The sequence below is a fragment of the Streptomyces rectiviolaceus genome (assembly GCF_039533825.1).
Classification (GTDB): domain Bacteria; phylum Actinomycetota; class Actinomycetes; order Streptomycetales; family Streptomycetaceae; genus Streptomyces; species Streptomyces rectiviolaceus.
In genome coordinates this window covers 20,939-38,993 of the sequence record NZ_BAAAUG010000130.1, presented here as the reverse complement: position 1 = coordinate 38,993, position 18,055 = coordinate 20,939, and the positions used below count along the sequence as shown (strand labels likewise).

General features: G+C 72.1%; 21 protein-coding genes. 12 read left to right on the top strand and 9 right to left on the bottom strand.

The features are described from left to right. Nucleotides 1-792: MFS transporter (locus ABD378_RS31925; protein ID WP_344526568.1), on the top strand; the 792-nt coding region annotated here is incomplete at its 5' end. Nucleotides 793-801: 9 nt separating this feature from the next. Here ABD378_RS31925 and ABD378_RS31920 read toward each other — a convergent pair. Together ABD378_RS31920 and ABD378_RS31915 are read right to left on the bottom strand one after the other, a co-directional pair. Beyond that, nucleotides 802-1,203, bottom strand: a complete 402-nt coding sequence (locus ABD378_RS31920) for a VOC family protein (RefSeq protein WP_344526566.1) — start codon at nucleotides 1,201-1,203, stop codon at nucleotides 802-804. Then, on the bottom strand, nucleotides 1,203-1,838 hold the full coding sequence (locus tag ABD378_RS31915; protein ID WP_344526564.1) for a TIGR03085 family metal-binding protein: 636 nt from the start codon (nucleotides 1,836-1,838) through the stop codon (nucleotides 1,203-1,205). Before ABD378_RS31915 ends, ABD378_RS31920 begins: the two co-directional genes overlap by 1 nt. 82 nt (nucleotides 1,839-1,920) lie before the next feature. Here ABD378_RS31915 and hisI point away from each other — a divergent pair, with 82 nt between their 5' ends. Next, a complete protein-coding gene (gene hisI, locus ABD378_RS31910) occupies nucleotides 1,921-2,301 on the top strand; it encodes a phosphoribosyl-AMP cyclohydrolase (protein ID WP_344526562.1) in 381 nt (126 codons plus the stop codon). Here hisI and ABD378_RS31905 read toward each other — a convergent pair. Beyond that, nucleotides 2,282-2,755: a hypothetical protein gene (locus ABD378_RS31905; RefSeq protein WP_344526560.1), complete on the bottom strand. Its 474-nt coding sequence runs from the start codon at nucleotides 2,753-2,755 to the stop codon at nucleotides 2,282-2,284. The two genes, hisI and ABD378_RS31905, sit on opposite strands and share 20 nt — an antisense overlap. 79 nt (nucleotides 2,756-2,834) lie before the next feature. On the opposite strand from ABD378_RS31905, the gene ABD378_RS31900 reads away from it, so the two are divergent. The 10 genes from ABD378_RS31900 to lgt all read left to right on the top strand — a co-directional run bounded on the left by ABD378_RS31900 (nucleotide 2,835) and on the right by lgt (nucleotide 11,251). Further along, nucleotides 2,835-4,337, top strand: a complete 1,503-nt coding sequence (locus ABD378_RS31900; RefSeq protein ID WP_344526558.1) for an anthranilate synthase component I — start codon at nucleotides 2,835-2,837, stop codon at nucleotides 4,335-4,337. Further along, complete coding sequence (locus tag ABD378_RS31895) at nucleotides 4,321-5,016, top strand: TIGR02234 family membrane protein (RefSeq protein WP_425583902.1); 696 nt, start codon at nucleotides 4,321-4,323, stop codon at nucleotides 5,014-5,016. The genes ABD378_RS31900 and ABD378_RS31895 overlap by 17 nt, the downstream gene beginning before the upstream one ends. A 103-nt stretch (nucleotides 5,017-5,119) precedes the next feature. Beyond that, entirely contained in the window at nucleotides 5,120-5,359 is a 240-nt protein-coding gene (locus ABD378_RS31890; RefSeq protein WP_344526554.1) for an HGxxPAAW family protein, read from the top strand. A 96-nt stretch (nucleotides 5,360-5,455) separates the two neighbouring features. Next, nucleotides 5,456-5,899, top strand: coding sequence for a DUF2752 domain-containing protein (locus ABD378_RS31885; protein WP_344526552.1), 444 nt, complete (start codon nucleotides 5,456-5,458; stop codon nucleotides 5,897-5,899). 185 nt (nucleotides 5,900-6,084) lie between these two features. After that, complete coding sequence (gene trpC / locus ABD378_RS31880; protein ID WP_344526550.1) at nucleotides 6,085-6,894, top strand: indole-3-glycerol phosphate synthase TrpC; 810 nt, start codon at nucleotides 6,085-6,087, stop codon at nucleotides 6,892-6,894. An 8-nt stretch (nucleotides 6,895-6,902) separates the two neighbouring features. Further along, the gene (trpM, locus tag ABD378_RS31875; RefSeq protein WP_344526548.1) at nucleotides 6,903-7,067 is read left to right on the top strand and encodes a tryptophan biosynthesis modulator TrpM; all 165 of its coding nucleotides are present in this window, start codon (nucleotides 6,903-6,905) and stop codon (nucleotides 7,065-7,067) included. Nucleotides 7,068-7,202: 135 nt separating this feature from the next. Next, nucleotides 7,203-8,489: a tryptophan synthase subunit beta gene (trpB, locus tag ABD378_RS31870; protein WP_344526546.1), complete on the top strand. Its 1,287-nt coding sequence runs from the start codon at nucleotides 7,203-7,205 to the stop codon at nucleotides 8,487-8,489. Beyond that, nucleotides 8,486-9,301 carry a tryptophan synthase subunit alpha gene (gene trpA, locus ABD378_RS31865; RefSeq protein ID WP_344526544.1) on the top strand — a complete coding sequence of 272 codons (816 nt, stop codon included), beginning with the start codon at nucleotides 8,486-8,488 and terminating at the stop codon, nucleotides 9,299-9,301. The genes trpB and trpA overlap by 4 nt, the downstream gene beginning before the upstream one ends. Before the next feature lie 63 nt (nucleotides 9,302-9,364). Beyond that, entirely contained in the window at nucleotides 9,365-10,141 is a 777-nt protein-coding gene (locus ABD378_RS31860; protein WP_344526542.1) for a DsbA family protein, read from the top strand. Between the two features lie 135 nt (nucleotides 10,142-10,276). Then, nucleotides 10,277-11,251 carry a prolipoprotein diacylglyceryl transferase gene (gene lgt, locus ABD378_RS31855; RefSeq protein ID WP_344526540.1) on the top strand — a complete coding sequence of 325 codons (975 nt, stop codon included), beginning with the start codon at nucleotides 10,277-10,279 and terminating at the stop codon, nucleotides 11,249-11,251. A 60-nt stretch (nucleotides 11,252-11,311) separates the two neighbouring features. Here the strand turns inward: lgt and ABD378_RS31850 are convergent, their stop codons facing one another. The 6 genes from ABD378_RS31850 to ABD378_RS31825 are packed head-to-tail and all read right to left on the bottom strand — an operon-like array spanning nucleotide 11,312 to nucleotide 17,956. Continuing rightward, complete coding sequence (locus ABD378_RS31850; protein WP_344526538.1) at nucleotides 11,312-12,145, bottom strand: HpcH/HpaI aldolase/citrate lyase family protein; 834 nt, start codon at nucleotides 12,143-12,145, stop codon at nucleotides 11,312-11,314. Next, nucleotides 12,142-13,350 carry a CaiB/BaiF CoA transferase family protein gene (locus ABD378_RS31845; protein WP_344526536.1) on the bottom strand — a complete coding sequence of 403 codons (1,209 nt, stop codon included), beginning with the start codon at nucleotides 13,348-13,350 and terminating at the stop codon, nucleotides 12,142-12,144. The genes ABD378_RS31850 and ABD378_RS31845 overlap by 4 nt, the downstream gene beginning before the upstream one ends. After that, a complete protein-coding gene (gene rbsK, locus ABD378_RS31840) occupies nucleotides 13,347-14,255 on the bottom strand; it encodes a ribokinase (protein WP_344526534.1) in 909 nt (302 codons plus the stop codon). Before rbsK ends, ABD378_RS31845 begins: the two co-directional genes overlap by 4 nt. Continuing rightward, entirely contained in the window at nucleotides 14,252-15,640 is a 1,389-nt protein-coding gene (locus tag ABD378_RS31835) for an ADP-ribosylglycohydrolase family protein (protein WP_344526532.1), read from the bottom strand. The genes rbsK and ABD378_RS31835 overlap by 4 nt, the downstream gene beginning before the upstream one ends. Continuing rightward, the gene (locus ABD378_RS31830; protein ID WP_344526530.1) at nucleotides 15,637-16,800 is read right to left on the bottom strand and encodes an ADP-ribosylglycohydrolase family protein; all 1,164 of its coding nucleotides are present in this window, start codon (nucleotides 16,798-16,800) and stop codon (nucleotides 15,637-15,639) included. The genes ABD378_RS31835 and ABD378_RS31830 overlap by 4 nt, the downstream gene beginning before the upstream one ends. Further along, the gene (locus ABD378_RS31825; protein ID WP_344526528.1) at nucleotides 16,760-17,956 is read right to left on the bottom strand and encodes an ADP-ribosylglycohydrolase family protein; all 1,197 of its coding nucleotides are present in this window, start codon (nucleotides 17,954-17,956) and stop codon (nucleotides 16,760-16,762) included. Before ABD378_RS31825 ends, ABD378_RS31830 begins: the two co-directional genes overlap by 41 nt. Nucleotides 17,957-18,055 lie beyond the last annotated feature (99 nt).

The window sequence follows — 18,055 nt, the reverse complement described above, 5'->3', positions numbered from 1 at the left end:
CGCGTCGCCACGGTCGCCGCCGCGCCGGTGGGCGGCCTCGCGGTGGCGGTGGGCGGGCCCGCGGCGGGGTTCGGCGTGGCGGGGGTGCTCTTCGCGGTCTCGCTGGTGCTGCTGATGGCCGTACGGGTCCGGGAACTGGCCCCGGACGAGGAAGCGGGGACGAGTGAGACCGCCCGGCACCAGCTCGTGGGCGGGCTGAGGTACATCCGAGGACACCGGGTGCTTGCCCCGCTGCTCCTGGTGGCCGCCGTGACGGAGCTGGGCTTTGCGGGACCCGCCAACATCGGCGTCGTGCTGCTCGCCGACGAGCGTGGCTGGGGCGCCGCCGGGATGGCGTGGACCATGGGGGGCTTCGGTGTCGGCGCCGGTGCGGCGGCGCTGCTGCTGGCCGTACGCGGGCGAATAGCGCGGGCCGGAGCCGTGCAGTCCTGGGGAGTGGTGGCGGGCGCCGTCGCGCTGGGCGCGATCGGCTTCGCCCCCTCGGTCGCCGTCGCGGCGGTGGCCGGACTCTGCGTGGGCCTGTGCACCGGCCTCGGTGGCGCACTGATCGGGGCCCTCGTGCAGACCGTCACCGAGCCCGCCTACCTGGGGCGCGTCACCTCGGTGGTGACGCTCTTCACGGTGGGCATCGCCCCCATGACCTTTCCCGTGGTCGGCGCGGCGATCGGTGCCTGGGGCGTCGAGCCGGTCTTCGCCGCGAGCGCGGCGATGAGCGCGGCGGGCGGGGTGCTCGGCCTCTGCTCCCGAGCCCTGCGCCGCGCCGAGCTGCCGACCGCCCCGCCCCGGCCGTGAGACCTGCGGCTACTGCGCGGACGCGCCCTGCATCAGCTGCACCAGGTTCCCCACCGTGTCGTCGAGCACCGCGGTGATCACCGGCCCCTGCACCTCGGGCCCCTGCGTGAAGCGGACCCCGAGCCCCGTCAGGCGCTCGTGCTCGGCCCGTACGTCGTCGACGCCGAAGACGATGGCCGGGATCCCGGCCTCGTGCAGTGCCTTGCGGTACGGCTCCGCGATCGGCCCCTCGCCCGGTTCGAGCAGCAGCTCCAGGTCGGGCTGCGCCCCCGCCGCCCCCACGGTGACGAAGACCGGCCCGCCCACCATGTCCACGTGGTGCCGGGTCTCGAAGCCGAGGACGTTCGTGTAGAAGGCGTGGGCCTTGGCCACGTCGTCCACGTACACCCCGGTCATCGCGACCCGGATCATCAGATGCCCAGTTGCTTCGTCTCGTGCAGTCGGGCGATCGCGTCCTTGTCACCGTCCAGTTCGACGTCGGCCACGTCCTGCCGGCCGTGCGCGAACATCACCAGCTCGGAGGGCTCCCCGGTCACCGTCACCACCGGAGTGCCGCGGTGCGCCACCACCGTCTGGCCGTCGGGGCGCCGCAGGACCACGCCCACCGGCGCCTGGCGGCCGATCAGGCGGGCCATCCGCTCCAGGCGGGACCACAGGGCGTCCGAGAAGACCGGGTCGAGCTCGCGCCGCGTCCAGTCGGGCTGGGCGCGGCGCACGTCCTCGGTGTGGACATAGAACTCGATGGCGTTCGACGCCTCGTCGATCTGCTTGAGGGAGAAGGGGGAGAAGCGCGGAGGTCCCGTCCTGATCAGCTGGATCAGTTCCTCGTACGGCTTCGCGGCGAACTCGGCCTGCACACGCTCCAGGCGTGGGGCCAGCTGCTTGATCAGCAGCCCGCCCGCGGCGTCCGCGCGGCGCTCGCGGACCACCACGTGGGCCGCGAGATCACGGGTGTTCCAGCCCTCGCAGAGGGTGGGGGCGTCAGGGCCCTGCGCCTCCAACAGATCGGCGAGGAGAAGTCGTTCACGCTTGGCATGGGTCGACATGCCACCCAGCCTACGACTCGGTACGTGGTCCGCCCAGTGGACATGGGCCGGTGGTGCCCCGGGCGCGCGGCACAATGGCCTCATGACCGCCACGCCCCCGCCCAGCAGCCTCGACCCAGAGATCGCCGCCCGCCTCAGGCGCGGCCCGGACGGACTCGTCCCCGCCGTCGCCCAGCAGTACGACACCGGCGAGGTGCTGATGCTGGGCTGGATGGACGACGAGGCGCTGCACCGCACGCTCACCACCGGCCGCTGCACCTACTGGTCGCGCAGCCGCCAGGAGTACTGGGTCAAGGGCGACACGTCCGGCCACTTCCAGTACGTGAAGTCCGTGGCCCTGGACTGCGACGCGGACACCGTCCTGGTCCAGGTCGACCAGATCGGCGCCGCCTGTCACACGGGAACCCGCACCTGCTTCGACGCCGATTCCCTCCCGGTCACCTTCACCGGCACCGAAGCGTGATCGTCTCCCCGTCCCGCAGCACGATGCGGGACGGGTCGCCCGCCCGGGTGCGCCCACCGACGTCGGCCCCGCACTTCTCCCGCACGCCGCTCACGCCCCACTCGGTCATGAACTGACCCAGGGTGAAGTCCCGCCACCGCTCCGACTCCACGTGCAGGGTGCCGGTGGTGTCGTGCGTGTGCAGCGGGCTGTAGCGGGGGCTGGGGCCCGAGCGGTCGATGCCGATGTCCGCGGGGACCGTGACGGGACGGCCGCCGGAGTACACCTTCAGGGTGGTGTGGATGTGCATGTCCATCGCCTCGGTGTCGAGCATCTCCAGGCCCGCCGCCCGGACCCTCTCGGGTACGTCCTTGGGGGCGGGCCACACCACGGGCTCGGGGGCGGATGCCGCGAACGCGGTCGAGGCGAGGAGGAGGGCGAGGGCGGTCAGCGTACGGCGCTTGGTCGTCGTCATCGTCCACTTCTAGCGGCTCGCGTTCCACGGATTGACCAGCAACACAGCCTCCCACCCGCACGGCCGTAAGCTCGTCCCCATGGATCTCGAGACCTTCCGCAAGCTCGCGAGCGACCGCCGAGTGATCCCCGTCAGCCGCAGGCTCCTCGCGGACGGTGACACTCCGGTCGGGCTCTACCGCAAGCTGGCCGCAGAGCGGACCGGCACGTTCCTCCTGGAGTCCGCGGAGAACGGCCGATCCTGGTCTCGCTATTCCTTCGTGGGCGTCCGCAGCGCCGCCACCCTCACCACCCGCGACGGCGAGGCCCACTGGCTGGGCACCCCGCCCGTCGGCGTCCCCACATCGGGCGACCCGCTCGACGCCCTGCGCGCCACCGTCGAGGCCCTGCACACCCCGCACGACCTGGCGTCCGGGATGCCCCCCTTCACGGGAGGGATGGTCGGGTACCTCGGCTACGACATCGTGCGACGCCTGGAGAAGATCGGCCCCGGCGAGCGGGACGACCTCAAGCTGCCCGAGCTGACCATGCTGCTCACCAGCGATCTCGCCGTCCTCGACCACTGGGACGGCTCCGTGCTCCTGATCGCCAACGCGATCAACCACAACGACCTGGAGACGGGCGTCGACGAGGCGTACGCCGACGCGGTGGCCCGCCTCGACGCCATGGAGGCCGACCTGTCGCGGGCCGTCTCCCAGCCCCCGGCCGCGCTGCCGCCGTCCGAGCTCCCGGAGTACACCGCGCTGTGGGGCGGCGAGCAGTACCAGGAAGCCGTCGAGGACATCAAGGAGCGCATCCGCGCGGGCGAGGCCTTCCAGGTCGTCCCCTCGCAGCGCTTCGAAACCCCTTGTGAAGCAAGCGCGTTGGACGTCTACCGCGTGCTGCGGGCCACCAACCCCTCGCCGTACATGTACCTCTTCCGTTTCGACGGATTCGACGTCGCCGGGTCGTCGCCCGAAGCGCTCGTCAAGGTCGAGGACGGGCGCGCCATGGTCCATCCCATCGCGGGCACCCGGCCGCGCGGCGCGACCCCGCAGGAGGACCAGGCCCTCGCCGACGAGCTGCTCGCCGACCCCAAGGAGCGGGCCGAGCACCTCATGCTGGTCGACCTGGGCCGCAACGACCTGGGGCGCGTCTGCGAGCCGGGATCGGTCGAGGTCGTCGACTTCATGTCCATCGAGCGGTACTCGCACGTCATGCACATCGTGTCGACGGTCACCGGACAGGTCGCCGAGGGACGCACCGCCTTCGACGTCCTCACCGCCTGCTTCCCCGCGGGCACCCTCTCCGGCGCCCCCAAGCCCCGCGCGATGCAGATCATCGACGAGCTCGAACCCTCCCGGCGCGGCCTGTACGGGGGGTGTGTCGGATATCTCGACTTCGCGGGCGACTCCGACACCGCCATCGCCATCCGCACCGCGCTCCTGCGCGAGGGCACGGCATACGTCCAGGCCGGAGCGGGGGTCGTCGCCGACTCCGACCCGGTGGCCGAGGACACCGAGTGCCGCAACAAGGCGGCGGCGGTCCTGAGGGCCATCCACACGGCGAACCGGCTGCGGCGCCCCGATGGACGTGAGGGATAGTGGAGGGGTGACTTCAGCTGTACCACCGCCCCGCACCCAGCCCGCCGACGCCGCCGAGCCCGATGCCGAGCCCGAGACCCGGGCTCAGCGCAGCGGCCGCCGCAGCATCGCCGTGGCCCTGCTGTCCGGCGCGGTCGGCGCGGCCCTCGCGCTGCTCGCGTCCCGCCAGACGTGGGCCAACGGCACCGCTTCGGTGGCGGGCGGCGAGCTGCCGCTGAGCGCCACGGGCAGCGATGTCACGGGCGTTCCCGCGGCCCTGGCGATAGTGGGCCTCGCGGCCCTCGTCGCCGTCTTCGCCGTCCGCAAGGCCGGGCGCATGCTGGTCGCGCTGCTGCTCGCGCTGAGCGGCGCGGGCACCGTGGTCGCCGCCCTCCTAGCCGCCGACGACGGCGGCGCGCTCGACGAGAAGGCCGCCGAGGCCTCCGGCGACGCCGCCGCCACGATCGGTGATCTCAGCCACACGGCCTGGCCCTACGCGGCGGCCGCCGCGGGCGCGCTGATCCTGATCGCCGGGCTGCTCGCCCTCACGTACGGCAGGTCCTGGCCCGCGATGTCGGGACGCTACGAACGCGACGGCGCACCGCGCCCGCGCAAGGCGCCGCCCACGGTGGACCCGGACCGGCCCGAAGACCTGTGGAAGGCCCTCGACCGCGGCGAGGACCCGACGCGCGAGGCGTGACCCCCGCGCTCACGGCACGCGCGCGCGTACGGGACAATGGACCGGTGAGCGTTCGGCTCACCCCACGCATCACCACCACGCATACAGCAACGAGGAGCAAGTCATGGCGGGCACGAGCCACGGACACACCCCGGCCGCCTGGACCGGTGTCATCATCGCCTTCATCGGTTTCTGCGTATCGGGTGCCTTCATGGTGATGGCCAACCCGATGGGCTTCTGGGCCGGCATGGTCATCATCGCCGCCGGTGGCGTCGTGGGCATGGTCATGCGCGCCGCGGGTCTCGGCCAGGCGAAGCGCCGGCAGCCGCAGGCGACGGGGCAGCTCGCGCACTCCGAGGGCTGAGTTTCACCGACGTACGTGGGAGGCGGTCCCGGCAGGCGCCGGGGCGGCCTCCTCTCGCGTTTCCCTGCCGGGCACAGGCCGCCGCCGAGGGGCAGAATGCATCGGGTGAACGCTGAACCCGAGAGCGCGGCACCACCCGTCGGCCCCGCACTGCGGCGGCTCGCCGTGCCCGTCGGCGTCCTCGGCTCGGTGATCGCCGCCTTCGCCTACGTCGGGACGGTCGACCCGAACGAGCCCGGCCACTACCCCGCCTGTCCGCTGTTGCGGCTCACCGGAGTGTTCTGCCCCGGCTGCGGCGGACTGCGCAGCGCCCATGCCTTCGTCCACGGCGACTTCGCCACGGCCCTTGGCGCCAACGCGCTCGCCGTCGTCGCGTACGCCGTCTTCGCGGTCGTGTGGACGCTTTGGGCGGCCCGTGCGGCGCGCGGGCGACGGCTGCGGATCGAGTTGGGGCCCGCACAGCTGTACGGGATCGGGGTACTCATCGCCGTGTTCACGCTCGTGCGCAATCTGCCGTTCGGGGCATGGCTGCACCCTTGATATTTCGAGAAAGCCCAGGCAGCAGGGGTATCGGGTGTCCACGTCGTGGGACTGGCGTCAACCGGATGCGAGGCCTTCGCCCTCCTGCGGATACCATCGCAGTGACCATCGGAATGCCTTATGAGGCAGCCGAACAGCTTGAGGTTCAAACAGCAGCTTCACCGTCAGGGAAGGGGGCCGCTCGCGTGAGTGTGCTCGACGAGATCATCGACGGAGTCCGTGCCGACCTCGCGGAACGGCAGGCGCGCGTCAGCCTCGACGAGCTCAAGGAGCGCGCGGCGAAGGCTCCTGCGGCCAAGGACGGGGTCGCCGCGCTGCGCGGTGAAGGCGTCAAGGTCATCTGCGAGGTCAAGCGCTCGAGCCCGTCCAAGGGCGCGCTCGCCGCGATCGCCGACCCGGCCGGGCTCGCCGCCGACTACGAGGCGGGCGGCGCCGCCGTCATCTCCGTGCTCACCGAGGAGCGCCGCTTCGGCGGTTCGCTCGCCGACCTGGAGGCCGTCCGGGCCAAGGTCGACATCCCGGTGCTCCGCAAGGACTTCATCGTCACCTCGTACCAGCTGTGGGAGGCCAGGGCCTACGGCGCCGACCTCGCCCTGCTGATCGTGGCCGCCCTCGAGCAGCCCGCCCTGGAGTCGCTCATCGAGCGCGCCCATTCGATCGGCCTCACGCCGATCGTCGAGGTGCACGACGAGGACGAGGCAGAGCGGGCCGTGGACGCGGGCGCGCGGGTCGTCGGCATCAACAACCGCGACCTCAAGACCCTGAAGGTCGACCGCTCCACCTTCGAGCGCGTCGCGCCCGAGCTGCCGGACAGCATCGTCAAGATCGCCGAGTCCGGTGTGCGCGGGCCGCACGACCTCATCGCGTTCGCCAACGCCGGCGCCGACGCGGTGCTCGTGGGCGAGTCCCTCGTGACCGGCCGCGACCCGAAGGGCGCGGTCTCCGACCTGGTCGCCGCGGGCGCGCACCCGGCCCTGCGGCACGGACGGAGCTGACCCTCCCGATGCCGATCTCCGCCCGCCTCGCCCCCGGCTGCCGCCCCCGCGGCTGCCGGGCGCCGGCGCGGCGTGTCCACGGGCGGCGGGTGCGGTACGTCATCGGCGATGAACCGGGACAGGTCAACGGGATGCGATGGCAGGGCGGCGCCTCGAACGCCGCCGCGAGCTGAAGCGCCCCGTCAGGGGCGCGGGGAACTGCGCGACAAGCCCAAGACGGGCCGCAGTCGCGCGGAATCCTCAGCCAGCAACGGCGTAAAGGCGTACTCATGCCAAACGTCAACGCCAGCCTCAGCGAGGAATCAGCCATGCCCAGCCAGTTCTTCATCCCCGACCCGGAGGGTCAAGTCCCCACCGCCGAGGGCTACTTCGGCGCGTTCGGGGGCAAATTCATCCCGGAGGCCCTCGTCGCCGCCGTGGACGAGGTCGCCGTCGAGTACGAGAAGGCCAAGAGTGACCCGGCATTCGCCGCCGAGCTCGACGACCTCCTCGTCAACTACACGGGACGCCCCAGCAGCCTCACCGAAGTGCCCCGGTTCGCCGAGCACGCCGGTGGCGCACGCGTCTTCCTCAAGCGCGAGGACCTGAACCACACCGGCTCGCACAAGATCAACAATGTGCTCGGCCAGGCCCTGCTCACCAAGCGCATGGGCAAGACCCGCGTCATCGCGGAGACCGGCGCCGGACAGCACGGCGTCGCCACCGCCACCGCCTGCGCGCTCTTCGGCCTCGAATGCACCATCTACATGGGCGAGATCGACACCGAGCGCCAGGCCCTGAACGTGGCCCGCATGCGCATGCTCGGCGCCGAGGTCATCGCCGTGAAGTCCGGCAGCAGGACCCTGAAGGACGCCATCAACGAGGCGTTCCGCGACTGGGTCGCCAACGTGGACCGCACGCACTACCTCTTCGGGACCGTCGCGGGACCGCACCCCTTCCCCGCCATGGTGCGCGACTTCCACCGCGTCATCGGGGTCGAGGCCCGGCGCCAGATCCTGGAGCGCGCGGGACGGCTTCCCGACGCCGCCGTCGCCTGCGTGGGCGGCGGCTCCAACGCCATCGGCCTCTTCCACGCCTTCATCCCGGACGCCGGCGTCCGGCTCATCGGGTGCGAGCCCGCGGGACACGGCATCGAGACCGGCGAGCACGCGGCCACGCTGACCGCCGGAGAGCCGGGGATCCTGCACGGCTCGCGGTCGTACGTCCTCCAGGACGAGGAAGGGCAGATCACCGAGCCCTACTCGATCTCCGCCGGACTCGACTACCCGGGCATCGGCCCCGAGCACGCCTTCCTCAAGGACAGCGGCCGCGGCGAGTACCGCGCGGTCACCGACGACGCGGCGATGCAGGCCCTGCGCCTCCTGTCGCGCACCGAGGGCATCATCCCGGCCATCGAGAGCGCCCACGCGCTCGCCGGGGCACTCGACGTCGGCAAGGAGCTGGGCAAGGACGGGCTGCTGATCATCAACCTGTCCGGGCGCGGCGACAAGGACATGGACACGGCCGCGCGCTACTTCGGCCTGTACGACACGGACGCCGCCGTCGAGGCGGACGCGGCAGGCACCGGCGCGGAGATCGAGGGGGACGCCAAGTGAGCGGCAACATTCAGCTGTTGGACGAGACTCTCGCCGCGGCCAGGTCCGAGGGCCGGTCCGCCCTCATCGCCTACCTCCCGGCCGGGTTCCCGACCGTGGACGGCGGCATCGCGGCCATCAAGGCCGTCTTCGACGGAGGCGCCGATGTCGTGGAGGTCGGTCTTCCGCACAGCGACCCCGTCCTCGACGGCCCCGTCATCCAGACCGCCGACGACATCGCGCTCAAGGCGGGCCTGAAGATCGCCGACGTGATGCATACGGTGCGCGAGGCCCACGAGGCGACCGGCAAGCCGGTGCTCGTCATGACGTACTGGAACCCGATCGACCGCTACGGCGTCGAGCGCTTCACCGCCGAGCTCGCCGAGGCGGGCGGCGCCGGGTGCATCCTGCCCGACCTGCCCGTCCAGGAGTCGGCGCTCTGGAGGGAGCACGCCGAGAAGCACGGTCTGGCGACGGTCTTCGTCGTCGCGCCGAGCAGCAAGGACGAGCGGCTCGCCACCATCACGGCGGCAGGCTCCGGCTTCGTCTACGCGGCCTCGCTGATGGGCGTCACGGGCACCCGTGAGTCCGTCGGGGAGCAGGCGCAGGAGCTGGTGCGGCGCACCAAGGCCACCACCGACCTGCCGGTCTGCGTCGGCCTCGGCGTCTCCAACGCCCGCCAGGCCGCCGAGGTCGCGGGCTTCGCCGACGGCGTGATCGTCGGCTCCGCCTTCGTCCAGCGGATGCTGGACGCGCCGGACGAAGCCGCGGGCCTTGCCGCCGTCCGCGCGCTCGCGGGTGATCTCGCCAAGGGAGTTCGCGGCAACGCGTAACTCGTACGGGTGGACCTGGGACCGGGGAGGCATGCTCGTGCCTCCCCGGTTCGTTGGCGGGGTGTGAGCGAGAAGAACCGTGAGGGAAAGCGCGCGGCCCGCGACCGGCTGGCGGAAGAGCGAGAGCGGCAGAAGTCGCGGGACAAGCAGCGCAGGGTGTTGATCGTGAGTGCCGCCGTCGTGGGCGTGCTCGCGCTCGCCGCCGTGGCCGGTCTGGTCGCTGCCAACTCGGGTGACGACAAGGACACTTCGGGCCCCTTGGCCGTCCCCAAGGGGGCGACCGGAGAGGATCAGCTCGCGATCCCCGTCGGCAAGGACAGCGCCAAGTCCACCCTCACCATCTGGGAGGACTTCCGCTGTCCCGCCTGCAAGCAGTTCGAGGACATGTATCGCAAGACGATCCACGAGCTCACCGGCAAGGGCCAGCTCAAGGTCGAGTATCACCTGGCGACGATCATCGACGGGAACATGGGCGGCAGCGGCTCCCTGCGCGCGGCCAACGCGGCGGCCTGCTCCCAGGACGCCGGGAAGTTCACGCCGTACCACGACGTGCTGTTCAAGAACCAGCCCGCCGAGACGGACGACGCGTTCAGCAAGAACAGCAAGCTGATCGAGCTCGCGGGCGAGGTGGACGGCCTCGTCACCGACTCCTTCAAGAAGTGCGTGAACGACGGCAAGCACGACACCTGGGCCAACAAGTCGAACAAGGCCTTCCAGGACGCGGGCCTGCAGGGCACGCCGAGTGTGCTGCTCGACGGCAAGAACATCTTCGGTGACCAGAAGAATCCGCTGACGCCGGCGAAGCTGAAGGCGAAGGTCGAGGAAGCCAACAAGGGCTAGCAAGGGGTGGCCCGCGCCTTGGAGCGGGCCTCTCCCGGGGCCCGGTCATGCGGCCCTGTTATGAGGTCCTGTTATGGAGACGTAGCCGGGCTGGTTGCCTCGGGCACCACCCGGCACGGTAGCGTCGGACCTGCCATGGACCTTGCCTTCATTCCCAGCCCGTCGCGCGGTGTGGTCGAACTCGGACCCATTCCGTTGCGCGGCTACGCGTTCTGCATCATCATCGGCGTCTTCGTCGCCGTCTGGCTCGGCAACAAGCGGTGGATCGCTCGCGGGGGCCGCCCAGGCACCGTGGCCGACATCTCCGTCTGGGCCGTGCCGTTCGGCCTCGTCGGCGGGCGTCTCTACCACGTGATCACGGACTACCAGCTGTACTTCAGCGAGGGCCGTGACTGGGTGGACGCCTTCAAGATCTGGGAGGGCGGCCTCGGTATCTGGGGCGCGATCGCGTTCGGCGCGGTCGGTGCCTGGATCGGCTGTCGCCGGCGCGGCATCCCGCTGCCGGCTTGGGCCGACGCCCTCGCCCCCGGCATCGCCTTCGCCCAGGCGATCGGCCGCTGGGGCAACTGGTTCAACCAGGAGCTGTACGGCAAGGCCACGGATCTCCCGTGGGCGCTGAAGATCACGTCGGCGGAGGACGGCCGGGTACCCGGCACGTACCACCCGACGTTCCTCTACGAGTCCCTCTGGTGCATCGGCGTCGGCTTCCTGGTCATCTGGGCCGACCGCCGCTTCAAGCTGGGCCACGGCCGGGCGTTCGCGCTGTACGTCGCGTCGTACTGCGCCGGGCGCGGCTGGATCGAGTACATGCGGGTCGACGACGCGCACCACGTCCTCGGTCTGCGGCTCAACGTCTGGACCGCCATCGCGGTGTTCGTGCTCGCCGTCGTGTACTTCGTGCTCTCCGCGAAGAAGCGCCCTGGCCGCGAGGAGATCGTCGAGCCCGTGCCTGACGGCGAGGAGGCCGCGGAGGCTTCGGAGGGCGACGACGCCGAATCGTCCAAGGACGCCAAGGACGCCAAGGACGCCAAGGACGCCAAGGACACCGAGGAGTCTGCGGACACAGGGGACAAGGACAAGGACGGGGCCGGGTCCGCCAAGAAGGGCTGACGCGCTTCCTGCTTCGTACGTCGATGGGGCCGCTGGATCACCGATCCGGCGGCCCCATCGCTATGGGCGCCGCCGAGCGAGATCCAGGACCCGCCGCGCGCCCTCCACCACGGCCTTGTCCACGAAGGTGCCGTCCGGGAGCGCCAAGGCGCCCGACTCCGTCGTGGACGCCTTGACGATCTGCTCGGCGTGGTCGATCTCCTCCGGCGTCGGGAGGTAGGCGCTTTCGATGGCGGGGAGCTGGCGGGGGTGGATCGCGGCGCGGCCAAGGAAGCCCAGGGAACGGCCGTGCGCGCAGGATGCCGTCAGGCCCGCGATGTCACGGATGTCGGCGTACACCGACTGCGCGGGCGGGGCTAGGCCCGCCGCCCGTGCGGCCACCACCACGCGCGCGCGGGACCAGTCGAGGCCCGCGTCGTCACGTACTCCCAGGTCCGCGCGGAGATCCGCCTCGCCGAGGGAGAGCCCGTGCAGGGCCGGGTGCGCGGTGGCGATGGCGAAGGCGTGCTCCAGGCCCACGGCCGATTCGATGAGGGCGTGCAGGGCGGGGGCGCCGCCGTCCGCGGGGGCCGACCGCTCCGCGACGCGCACGACGTCGGCGGGGCAGGTCACCTTGGGCAGGCGCAGGCCGGAGACCCCGGGGAGGTGCGCGATCGCCCGGAGGTCGGCGTCGGCCAGGGGGCCGTCCAGGGCGTTCACGCGGACGTGGACCGGGACGGCGGGGGTGTCGGAGAGCAGCTCGGCCGTCGCCGCTCGCGCGTACTCCTTGCGGTCCTGGCCGACCGCGTCCTCCAGGTCGACGATGACGGCGTCGGCGCCCGCGAGCAGGGCCTTCGCCACGACGGACGGCCGGTCTCCGGGTGCGTACAGCCAGGTGAGAGGTGCCTCTCTCATAGCGCGCCCTCCTCGCGCAGCCCCGCGATCTCCCCTTCGGTCAGGCCCAGTTCGGTCAGGACCTCCTCCGTGTCCGCTCCGTGGGGGCGACCCGCCCAGCCGATCGAGCCCGGGGTCTCGGAGAGGCGGAACAGGACGTTCTGCATGCGCAGCGGGCCGAGCTCCGGGTCGTCGACCGTGGTGACGGTGTCCAGGGCCGCGTACTGGGGATCCGTCATGACGTCGCGTACGTCCTGGATGGGGGCGACCGCCGCCTCCGCCTTCTCGAAGGCCTCGATCACCTCCGCGCGGGTGTGCCGGGCGATCCAGCCGCCGACCGCCCCGTCGAGCACGTCCGCGTGGGCGGCGCGGTCCGCGCCTGATGCGAACCAGGGCTCGGAGATCAGCTCCGGGCGGCCCACCAGGCGCATCACGCGCTCCGCGATCGACTGGGCCGACGTGGAGACGGCGACCCAACTGCCGTCCGCCGTGCGGTAGGTGTTGCGAGGGGCGTTGTTGGTGGAGCGGTTGCCGGTGCGGGGCTGCACATGGCCCAGCTGGTCGTACCAGAGCGGCTGCGGGCCGAGGACCGTGAGGATCGGCTCGATGATCGCCATGTCCACCACCTGGCCCTTGCCCGTACGGTCGCGGGCCGCGAGCGCCGTCATCACCGCGTACGCCGTCGCGAGCCCCGCGATCGAGTCGGCGAGGCCGAAGGGCGGCAGGGTCGGCGGCCCGTCCGGTTCGCCGGTGATCGCGGCGAAGCCGCTCATCGCCTCGGCGAGCGTGCCGAAGCCGGGGCGGCGGGAGTACGGGCCGAACTGGCCGAAGCCCGTGACGCGGGTCAGGACGAGGCGGGGGTTCGCCGCGCTCAGCTCCTCCCAGCCCAGGTCCCACTTCTCCAGGGTGCCCGGGCGGAAGTTCTCGACGATCACGTCCGCCGTGGCGGCGAGGCGGAGGAGGGTCTCGCGGCCGCCGGGTGCGGAGAGGTCGAGCGTCATCGTGCGCTTGTTGCGGCCCAGGAGCTTCCACCAGAGGCCGACGCCGTCCTTCGAGGGGCCGTGCCCACGGGACGGGTCGGGCTTGCGCGGGTGCTCGACCTTGATGACCTCCGCGCCGAAGTCGCCGAGCATGGTGGCGGCGAGCGGGCCCGCGAAGAGCGTCGCCAGGTCGAGGACGCGCAGGCCGGTGAGGGGTGCCGTGGTGGCGGTGAGGGGTCCCGTCATGACGCGCCGCCGTTCGCCTGGGTGTCGATCTCGGAGCGGAACGGCATGGACGCCGAAGCCCCCGGACGCTGCACGGAGAGCGCGGCCGCCGACGACGCCCACGTGAGCGCGTCCGGCACGGAGCCGCCCTCGGCAAGCGCCACCGCGAGGGTGCCGACGAAGGTGTCGCCCGCGCCCGTCGTGTCCACGGCGGTGACGTGCGGGGCCGCCACCAGGACCGGCTCGGCGTCCCGGGCCGCGTACAGACTGCCGCGCGAGCCGAGCGTGACGACGACTTCGGGGACCTGGGAGAGGAGCGACCGGGCGGCGGCGTGCGGGTCGGTCAGGCCGGTGAGGGTGGCCGCCTCGTGCTCGTTCGGGACCAACAGGTCGATGGCGGCGAGGAGTTCGGGAGGCAGGGGCTGTGCGGGCGCCGGTGTCAGGATGGTGCGTACGCCGTGTCTGCGGGCGGCCTCGGCGGCGGCGAGCACTCCCTCGACGGGGATCTCCAGCTGGAGCAGGAGGGTGTCGGCGGAGGCGATCAGCCCCTCGTCGCCGGGGGCGAGCCCGGTGAGCGTGGCGTTGGCGCCGGGGATGACGACGATGGCGTTGCCGCCCTCGTCGTCGACCACGATGTGCGCGGTGCCGGTGGCCGCGGTGTCGACGGTGCGCAGCAGGTCCGTGTCGACGCCGGAGTGGTCGAGTGCGGTGCGGAGCTGGGTGCCGAAGGCGTCGGCGCCGACCGCGCCGATCATCGACACGGCGTCGGCGCCCGCGCGGGCCGCGGCGACGGCCTGGTTGGCGCCCTTGCCGCCGGGGAGCGTACGGAACTCGTGCCCGGTGACGGTCTCTCCGCGCTGTGGTGCCTTGGCGACGTACGCGACGAGGTCCATGTTCGTGCTGCCGAGCACGGCGATGTGGGTCATGGGTGGGGTCTCTCCTGAGTCTCCTGGGCGAGTTCGACTGATTCGGCGAGTTCGGTGGTGAGGTCCGCGAGGGTGTCGAAGCCGGTGCCGTCGAAGCCCGGGACGGAGCTGGCGAGGCGGTTCTTGAGCGGGGACGTCCAGCGGTCGGGCAGCGCGTCCGGGTGGCCCGCGAGCAGGCCCGCGATCGAGCCCGCGGTCGCGCCGTTCGAGTCGGTGTCCCAGCCGCCGGAGACCGCGCGGGTGATGGAGCCGGTGAAGTCGCCTTCGGCGTGGGTGAGGGCGGCGGACAGGAGGGCGGCGTTGGGGATGACGTGGACCCAGTGGTGGTGGCCGTAGGCGGCGTGCAGGTCGTCGACGACCTGGTCGAAGTCCGTTGTCTCGGTTGCCAGTTGGATGGCGTGGCGGATCGCGCGGGACAGGCGTGAGTCCGGCGGTACGACGGTGAGGCCTGTGCGGAGGCAGTGGTGGACGTCTCCGGTGCCTGCCGCTGCCTCGGCGATGGTGGCCGCCGCGAACATCGCGCCGTACACGCCGTTGGCGGTGTGCGTGAGGCACGCGTCGCGGTACGCGCTGTCGGCTGCCGCCGTGGGGGCGCCGGGGTGCGTCCAGCCGTGGACGTCCGCGCGGATCAGGGCGCCGATCCATTCGCGGAAGGGGTTGTGGTGGGTGGCGGTGTGCGGGGGTTCGATGCCGTTGAGGAGGTTGCGGTAGGCGATGCGTTCGGCGGTGAAGGTGCGGGCCGCGGGGAGCTCGTCCAGCCATAGCTTCGCCACGTCCGTGGTGGTGAAGTCTCTGCCGTGGCGTTGGAGGAGGCGGAGGTTGAGGAGGGGGTAGTTGAGGTCGTCGTCCTCGGGCATGCCGTCGATGTTCTCGGCGAGGGAGGTTTGTGCGGAGCGTTTGTTCCAGGGGTGGGCCTTGCGGAGGTCCTGGGGGACGCCTCTTTCCGTGAACCAGGTGGTCAGGGGCCAGTTTCCTGTTGCTTTGGCTAGGCTTCTGATGCCGGTTAGCGGGAGCTTTTCTACCGGTTTGCCCAGTAGGCAGCCTGCTGCTCTGCCTAGCCAGGCGGCGTGTAGGCGGTGGCGTAGCCCTCGTGTAGTAGACGCTGCTGGTTTCGCACCCGGCAGTGGTGCGTTGTGCCCACCCGTTCCGCCTTGCGGAACGCCTGCCCACAACGGCGAGGACAGTTCGTCCAAGAGTTGTACAGCCAAGACCCGTAGGTGGGGTGCGGGCGGGGTCGGGGACGCGCCCGCTCTGCTGGGGGCCAGGTGGCCGCCCGCTGCCAGCCAGCGGGAACGTACCGCTGAGACGTCGTGGCCCTCCTCCTCCGCCTGGCGGAGTTCGTGGCCCACCAAGTCCTCCGGCTGGACCCAGGTGAGGCGGATCATGGGGTGGCCGTCAGGGCCGCGTACGCCGATTCGTGGACGCGGCGGCGGTGTACGTCGCGGGCGAAGATCTCCTGGGTGACCTCCGTGAGCGTCGTCGCCGGGGCGTGCAGGTCCAGGCGGCTCGCCTCCGCGACCGTCTTCGACCACTCGGGCGGTGCGCCCGAGCCGAGCGCGCCCGCGATGGCGCCGCTCATCGTCGCGATGGAGTCGCAGTCACGGCCGTAGTTGACCGAGCCGAGGACCGTGTGGCGGTAGTCGCCGTCGCCCACCAGGAGCATGCCGAGCGCGATCGGGAGTTCCTCGATGGCGTGGATGCGGGAGGGGCGCCGGGCCCCGAGGGACGGGGCGCGATAGTCCTGGCCGACCGTGTCGAAGGGGGTGACAGCGGTACGGAGGGGGACAAGCGCCGACTCGAAGTCCCGGTGGTGTGAGGCCGCTTCGGCCACCGAATCGATCGCGTCCCGCGTTCCGTCCTTGGCGAGGGAGAGGGCGGTGTCGATCACCGAGGTCGGCGTGGCGCCCGGTGCGCACGCCGCCGCGACCGCCGCCGCGAAGACCGCGGCGGCCTCACGTCCGTACGACGACTGGTGCGCGCCCGCGATGTCGAGGGCCTCGGCGTACGCGCCCTTCGGGTTGGCCGCGTTGACCAGCCCGACCGGCGCCATGTACATCGCCGCACCGCAGTTGACGATGTTTCCGGTGCCCGCCTCGCGCGGGTCGACGTGGCCGTAGTGGATACGGGCGACGATCCACTTCTCCGCGAGGAAGACGCGCTGGAGGGGGATGGCCTCCGCCTCCAGTTCCGGGATCCAGCGAGGGGTCGTCATGAGGTCGGGGACCAGGTGGTCGGCGACCGCGTAGGCGTCCAAGTGGTCGCGGACGGCGGCGTACACGCGGATGAGCGCGTGCGTCATCAAGGTGTCGTCGGTGACGTGTCCGTCGCCCTTGTGGTACGGCGCGATGGGGCGGGCGGTGCGCCAGTGGTCGCCGTTCCAGGGGCCGACGATGCCGTGTACGCGACCGCCGTGCCGTTCGACGATCTGCTCGGGGGAGTAGCCCTCGACCGGGCCGCCGATGGCGTCGCCGACGGCGGCCCCGACCAGGCAGGCGGTGATGCGGTCAGGGAGATCCGGTCCTGTTGGTTCCATTGATGGCGTCATGCCGGAATTGTCCTCCCGGAGTGGTCAGTTCCGTGGCTGCCAGATGCCCGGCGAGTTCCACCAGATCGGTGCCCGCGAGGCGGGGGAGCGCGCAGCCGGAGAGGGCGCGGCAGGCGTCGCGCCAGGCTTCGGGGATGGCGGTGGCCGTGCCGATCGCGCCGGTCAGCGCGCCGGCCAGGGCGGGTGCGGAGTCCGCGACGCGGGAGAGGCAGGCGGCTGCGGGCACCGCGTCGCGGATGCGGCCGCGGGCCGCGGTGGTCAGGGCGAGGGCGACCGGTACGGTCTCGGCGGCTGCGATGCCGTAGCTGTAGACGTGGTCGACGATCTGGTGCTCCAGGAGGGGGACGAGGCCGAAGGCGCCGTCCTCTGTCTGGGTGCGGGCGAGCTTGACGGCGTGCCAGGCGTTGCGGCCGATCTCCGTGTGCTCGGGGAGCTGGGCGAGAGCGGCGTCCACGGTGGCGTCGACGTCCGCGCTGCCGATCACCGCCGCGATCGCCGCGGCCATGGCGCGGGCGCCGTGCACGCCGTCGCCGTCCTGGGTGTAGCGGGCGTCGAACTCGGCGAGCGCGGCGGCCTGTTCGGGGTCGCCCGGGTGGACCAGGGCGAGGACACAGGCGCGTACGCAGGCGGCGTCGTCGAAGAAGTGGGGGTTGTCGTGGCCGGTGGCGGGTGGGCGCAGGCCGGTGGCGAGGTTGCCGAGGCCGGCGCGTACGGAGATGCGGGCGCGGAGAGGGAGCACCGCGGACTCGACCTCGGGGGCGCGGGCCGCCGCCGCGGCGATCTCGCTGGCGAGGGCGCCCCAGGCAATGTCCAGGGTCGCGCGGACCCGGCGGTCCGGGGGCAGCTGGGGGTCGAGCGTCCCGTCCGCCGCGCGGAGCAGGGACTCGGCGGTGAAGGCTGCCCATTCGGCGTCGTCGGAGGGGCCTAGGCGGAGGGGTTCCGGGGGCTGGTTGAGGGCGATGGGGACGGGGAGGGTGGTGGTGGCGTTCTGCTCGGCGAAGGTGTCGAGCTCGCGGGTCAGTCTCCGGGTCCACTCCGGCATGCGGCTTGCCCTGTGGCGGGCGGCAGGCCACCCGGCGGCGTCGCCCGCCGCCAGGCCTAGGAGGAGGCCCTCGATGCGGGATCCGGGCGCCTCGCTTTGATCCGCGCCCGGCATCAAGGGCTGTGCCCACCCTCCCCCACTCTCGGCTGCGCTCGAGCGGGGGGACCCCCATCGCCCTGCGGAACGCCTGCCCACAGCGGGGACGGCTGTGTC

Excerpts from the sequence above, each read along its gene's own strand:
- rbsK (WP_344526534.1), bottom strand. The coding sequence starts at position 14,255 with ATGACCCACATCGCCGTGCTCGGCAGCACGAACATGGACCTCGTCGCG.
- trpB (WP_344526546.1), top strand. The coding sequence starts at position 7,203 with ATGCCCAGCCAGTTCTTCATCCCCGACCCGGAGGGTCAAGTCCCCACC.
- ABD378_RS31830 (WP_344526530.1), bottom strand. The coding sequence starts at position 16,800 with ATGACGCCATCAATGGAACCAACAGGACCGGATCTCCCTGACCGCATC.
- ABD378_RS31900 (WP_344526558.1), top strand. The coding sequence starts at position 2,835 with ATGGATCTCGAGACCTTCCGCAAGCTCGCGAGCGACCGCCGAGTGATC.
- lgt (WP_344526540.1), top strand. The coding sequence starts at position 10,277 with ATGGACCTTGCCTTCATTCCCAGCCCGTCGCGCGGTGTGGTCGAACTC.
- ABD378_RS31915 (WP_344526564.1), bottom strand. The coding sequence starts at position 1,838 with ATGTCGACCCATGCCAAGCGTGAACGACTTCTCCTCGCCGATCTGTTG.
- ABD378_RS31850 (WP_344526538.1), bottom strand. The coding sequence starts at position 12,145 with ATGAGAGAGGCACCTCTCACCTGGCTGTACGCACCCGGAGACCGGCCG.
- ABD378_RS31885 (WP_344526552.1), top strand. The coding sequence starts at position 5,456 with ATGCATCGGGTGAACGCTGAACCCGAGAGCGCGGCACCACCCGTCGGC.
- ABD378_RS31835 (WP_344526532.1), bottom strand. The coding sequence starts at position 15,640 with ATGATCCGCCTCACCTGGGTCCAGCCGGAGGACTTGGTGGGCCACGAA.
- hisI (WP_344526562.1), top strand. The coding sequence starts at position 1,921 with ATGACCGCCACGCCCCCGCCCAGCAGCCTCGACCCAGAGATCGCCGCC.
- ABD378_RS31825 (WP_344526528.1), bottom strand. The coding sequence starts at position 17,956 with ATGCCGGGCGCGGATCAAAGCGAGGCGCCCGGATCCCGCATCGAGGGC.
- trpM (WP_344526548.1), top strand. The coding sequence starts at position 6,903 with ATGCCGATCTCCGCCCGCCTCGCCCCCGGCTGCCGCCCCCGCGGCTGC.
- ABD378_RS31895 (WP_425583902.1), top strand. The coding sequence starts at position 4,321 with ATGGACGTGAGGGATAGTGGAGGGGTGACTTCAGCTGTACCACCGCCC.
- ABD378_RS31845 (WP_344526536.1), bottom strand. The coding sequence starts at position 13,350 with ATGACGGGACCCCTCACCGCCACCACGGCACCCCTCACCGGCCTGCGC.
- ABD378_RS31890 (WP_344526554.1), top strand. The coding sequence starts at position 5,120 with ATGGCGGGCACGAGCCACGGACACACCCCGGCCGCCTGGACCGGTGTC.
- ABD378_RS31905 (WP_344526560.1), bottom strand. The coding sequence starts at position 2,755 with ATGACGACGACCAAGCGCCGTACGCTGACCGCCCTCGCCCTCCTCCTC.
- ABD378_RS31920 (WP_344526566.1), bottom strand. The coding sequence starts at position 1,203 with ATGATCCGGGTCGCGATGACCGGGGTGTACGTGGACGACGTGGCCAAG.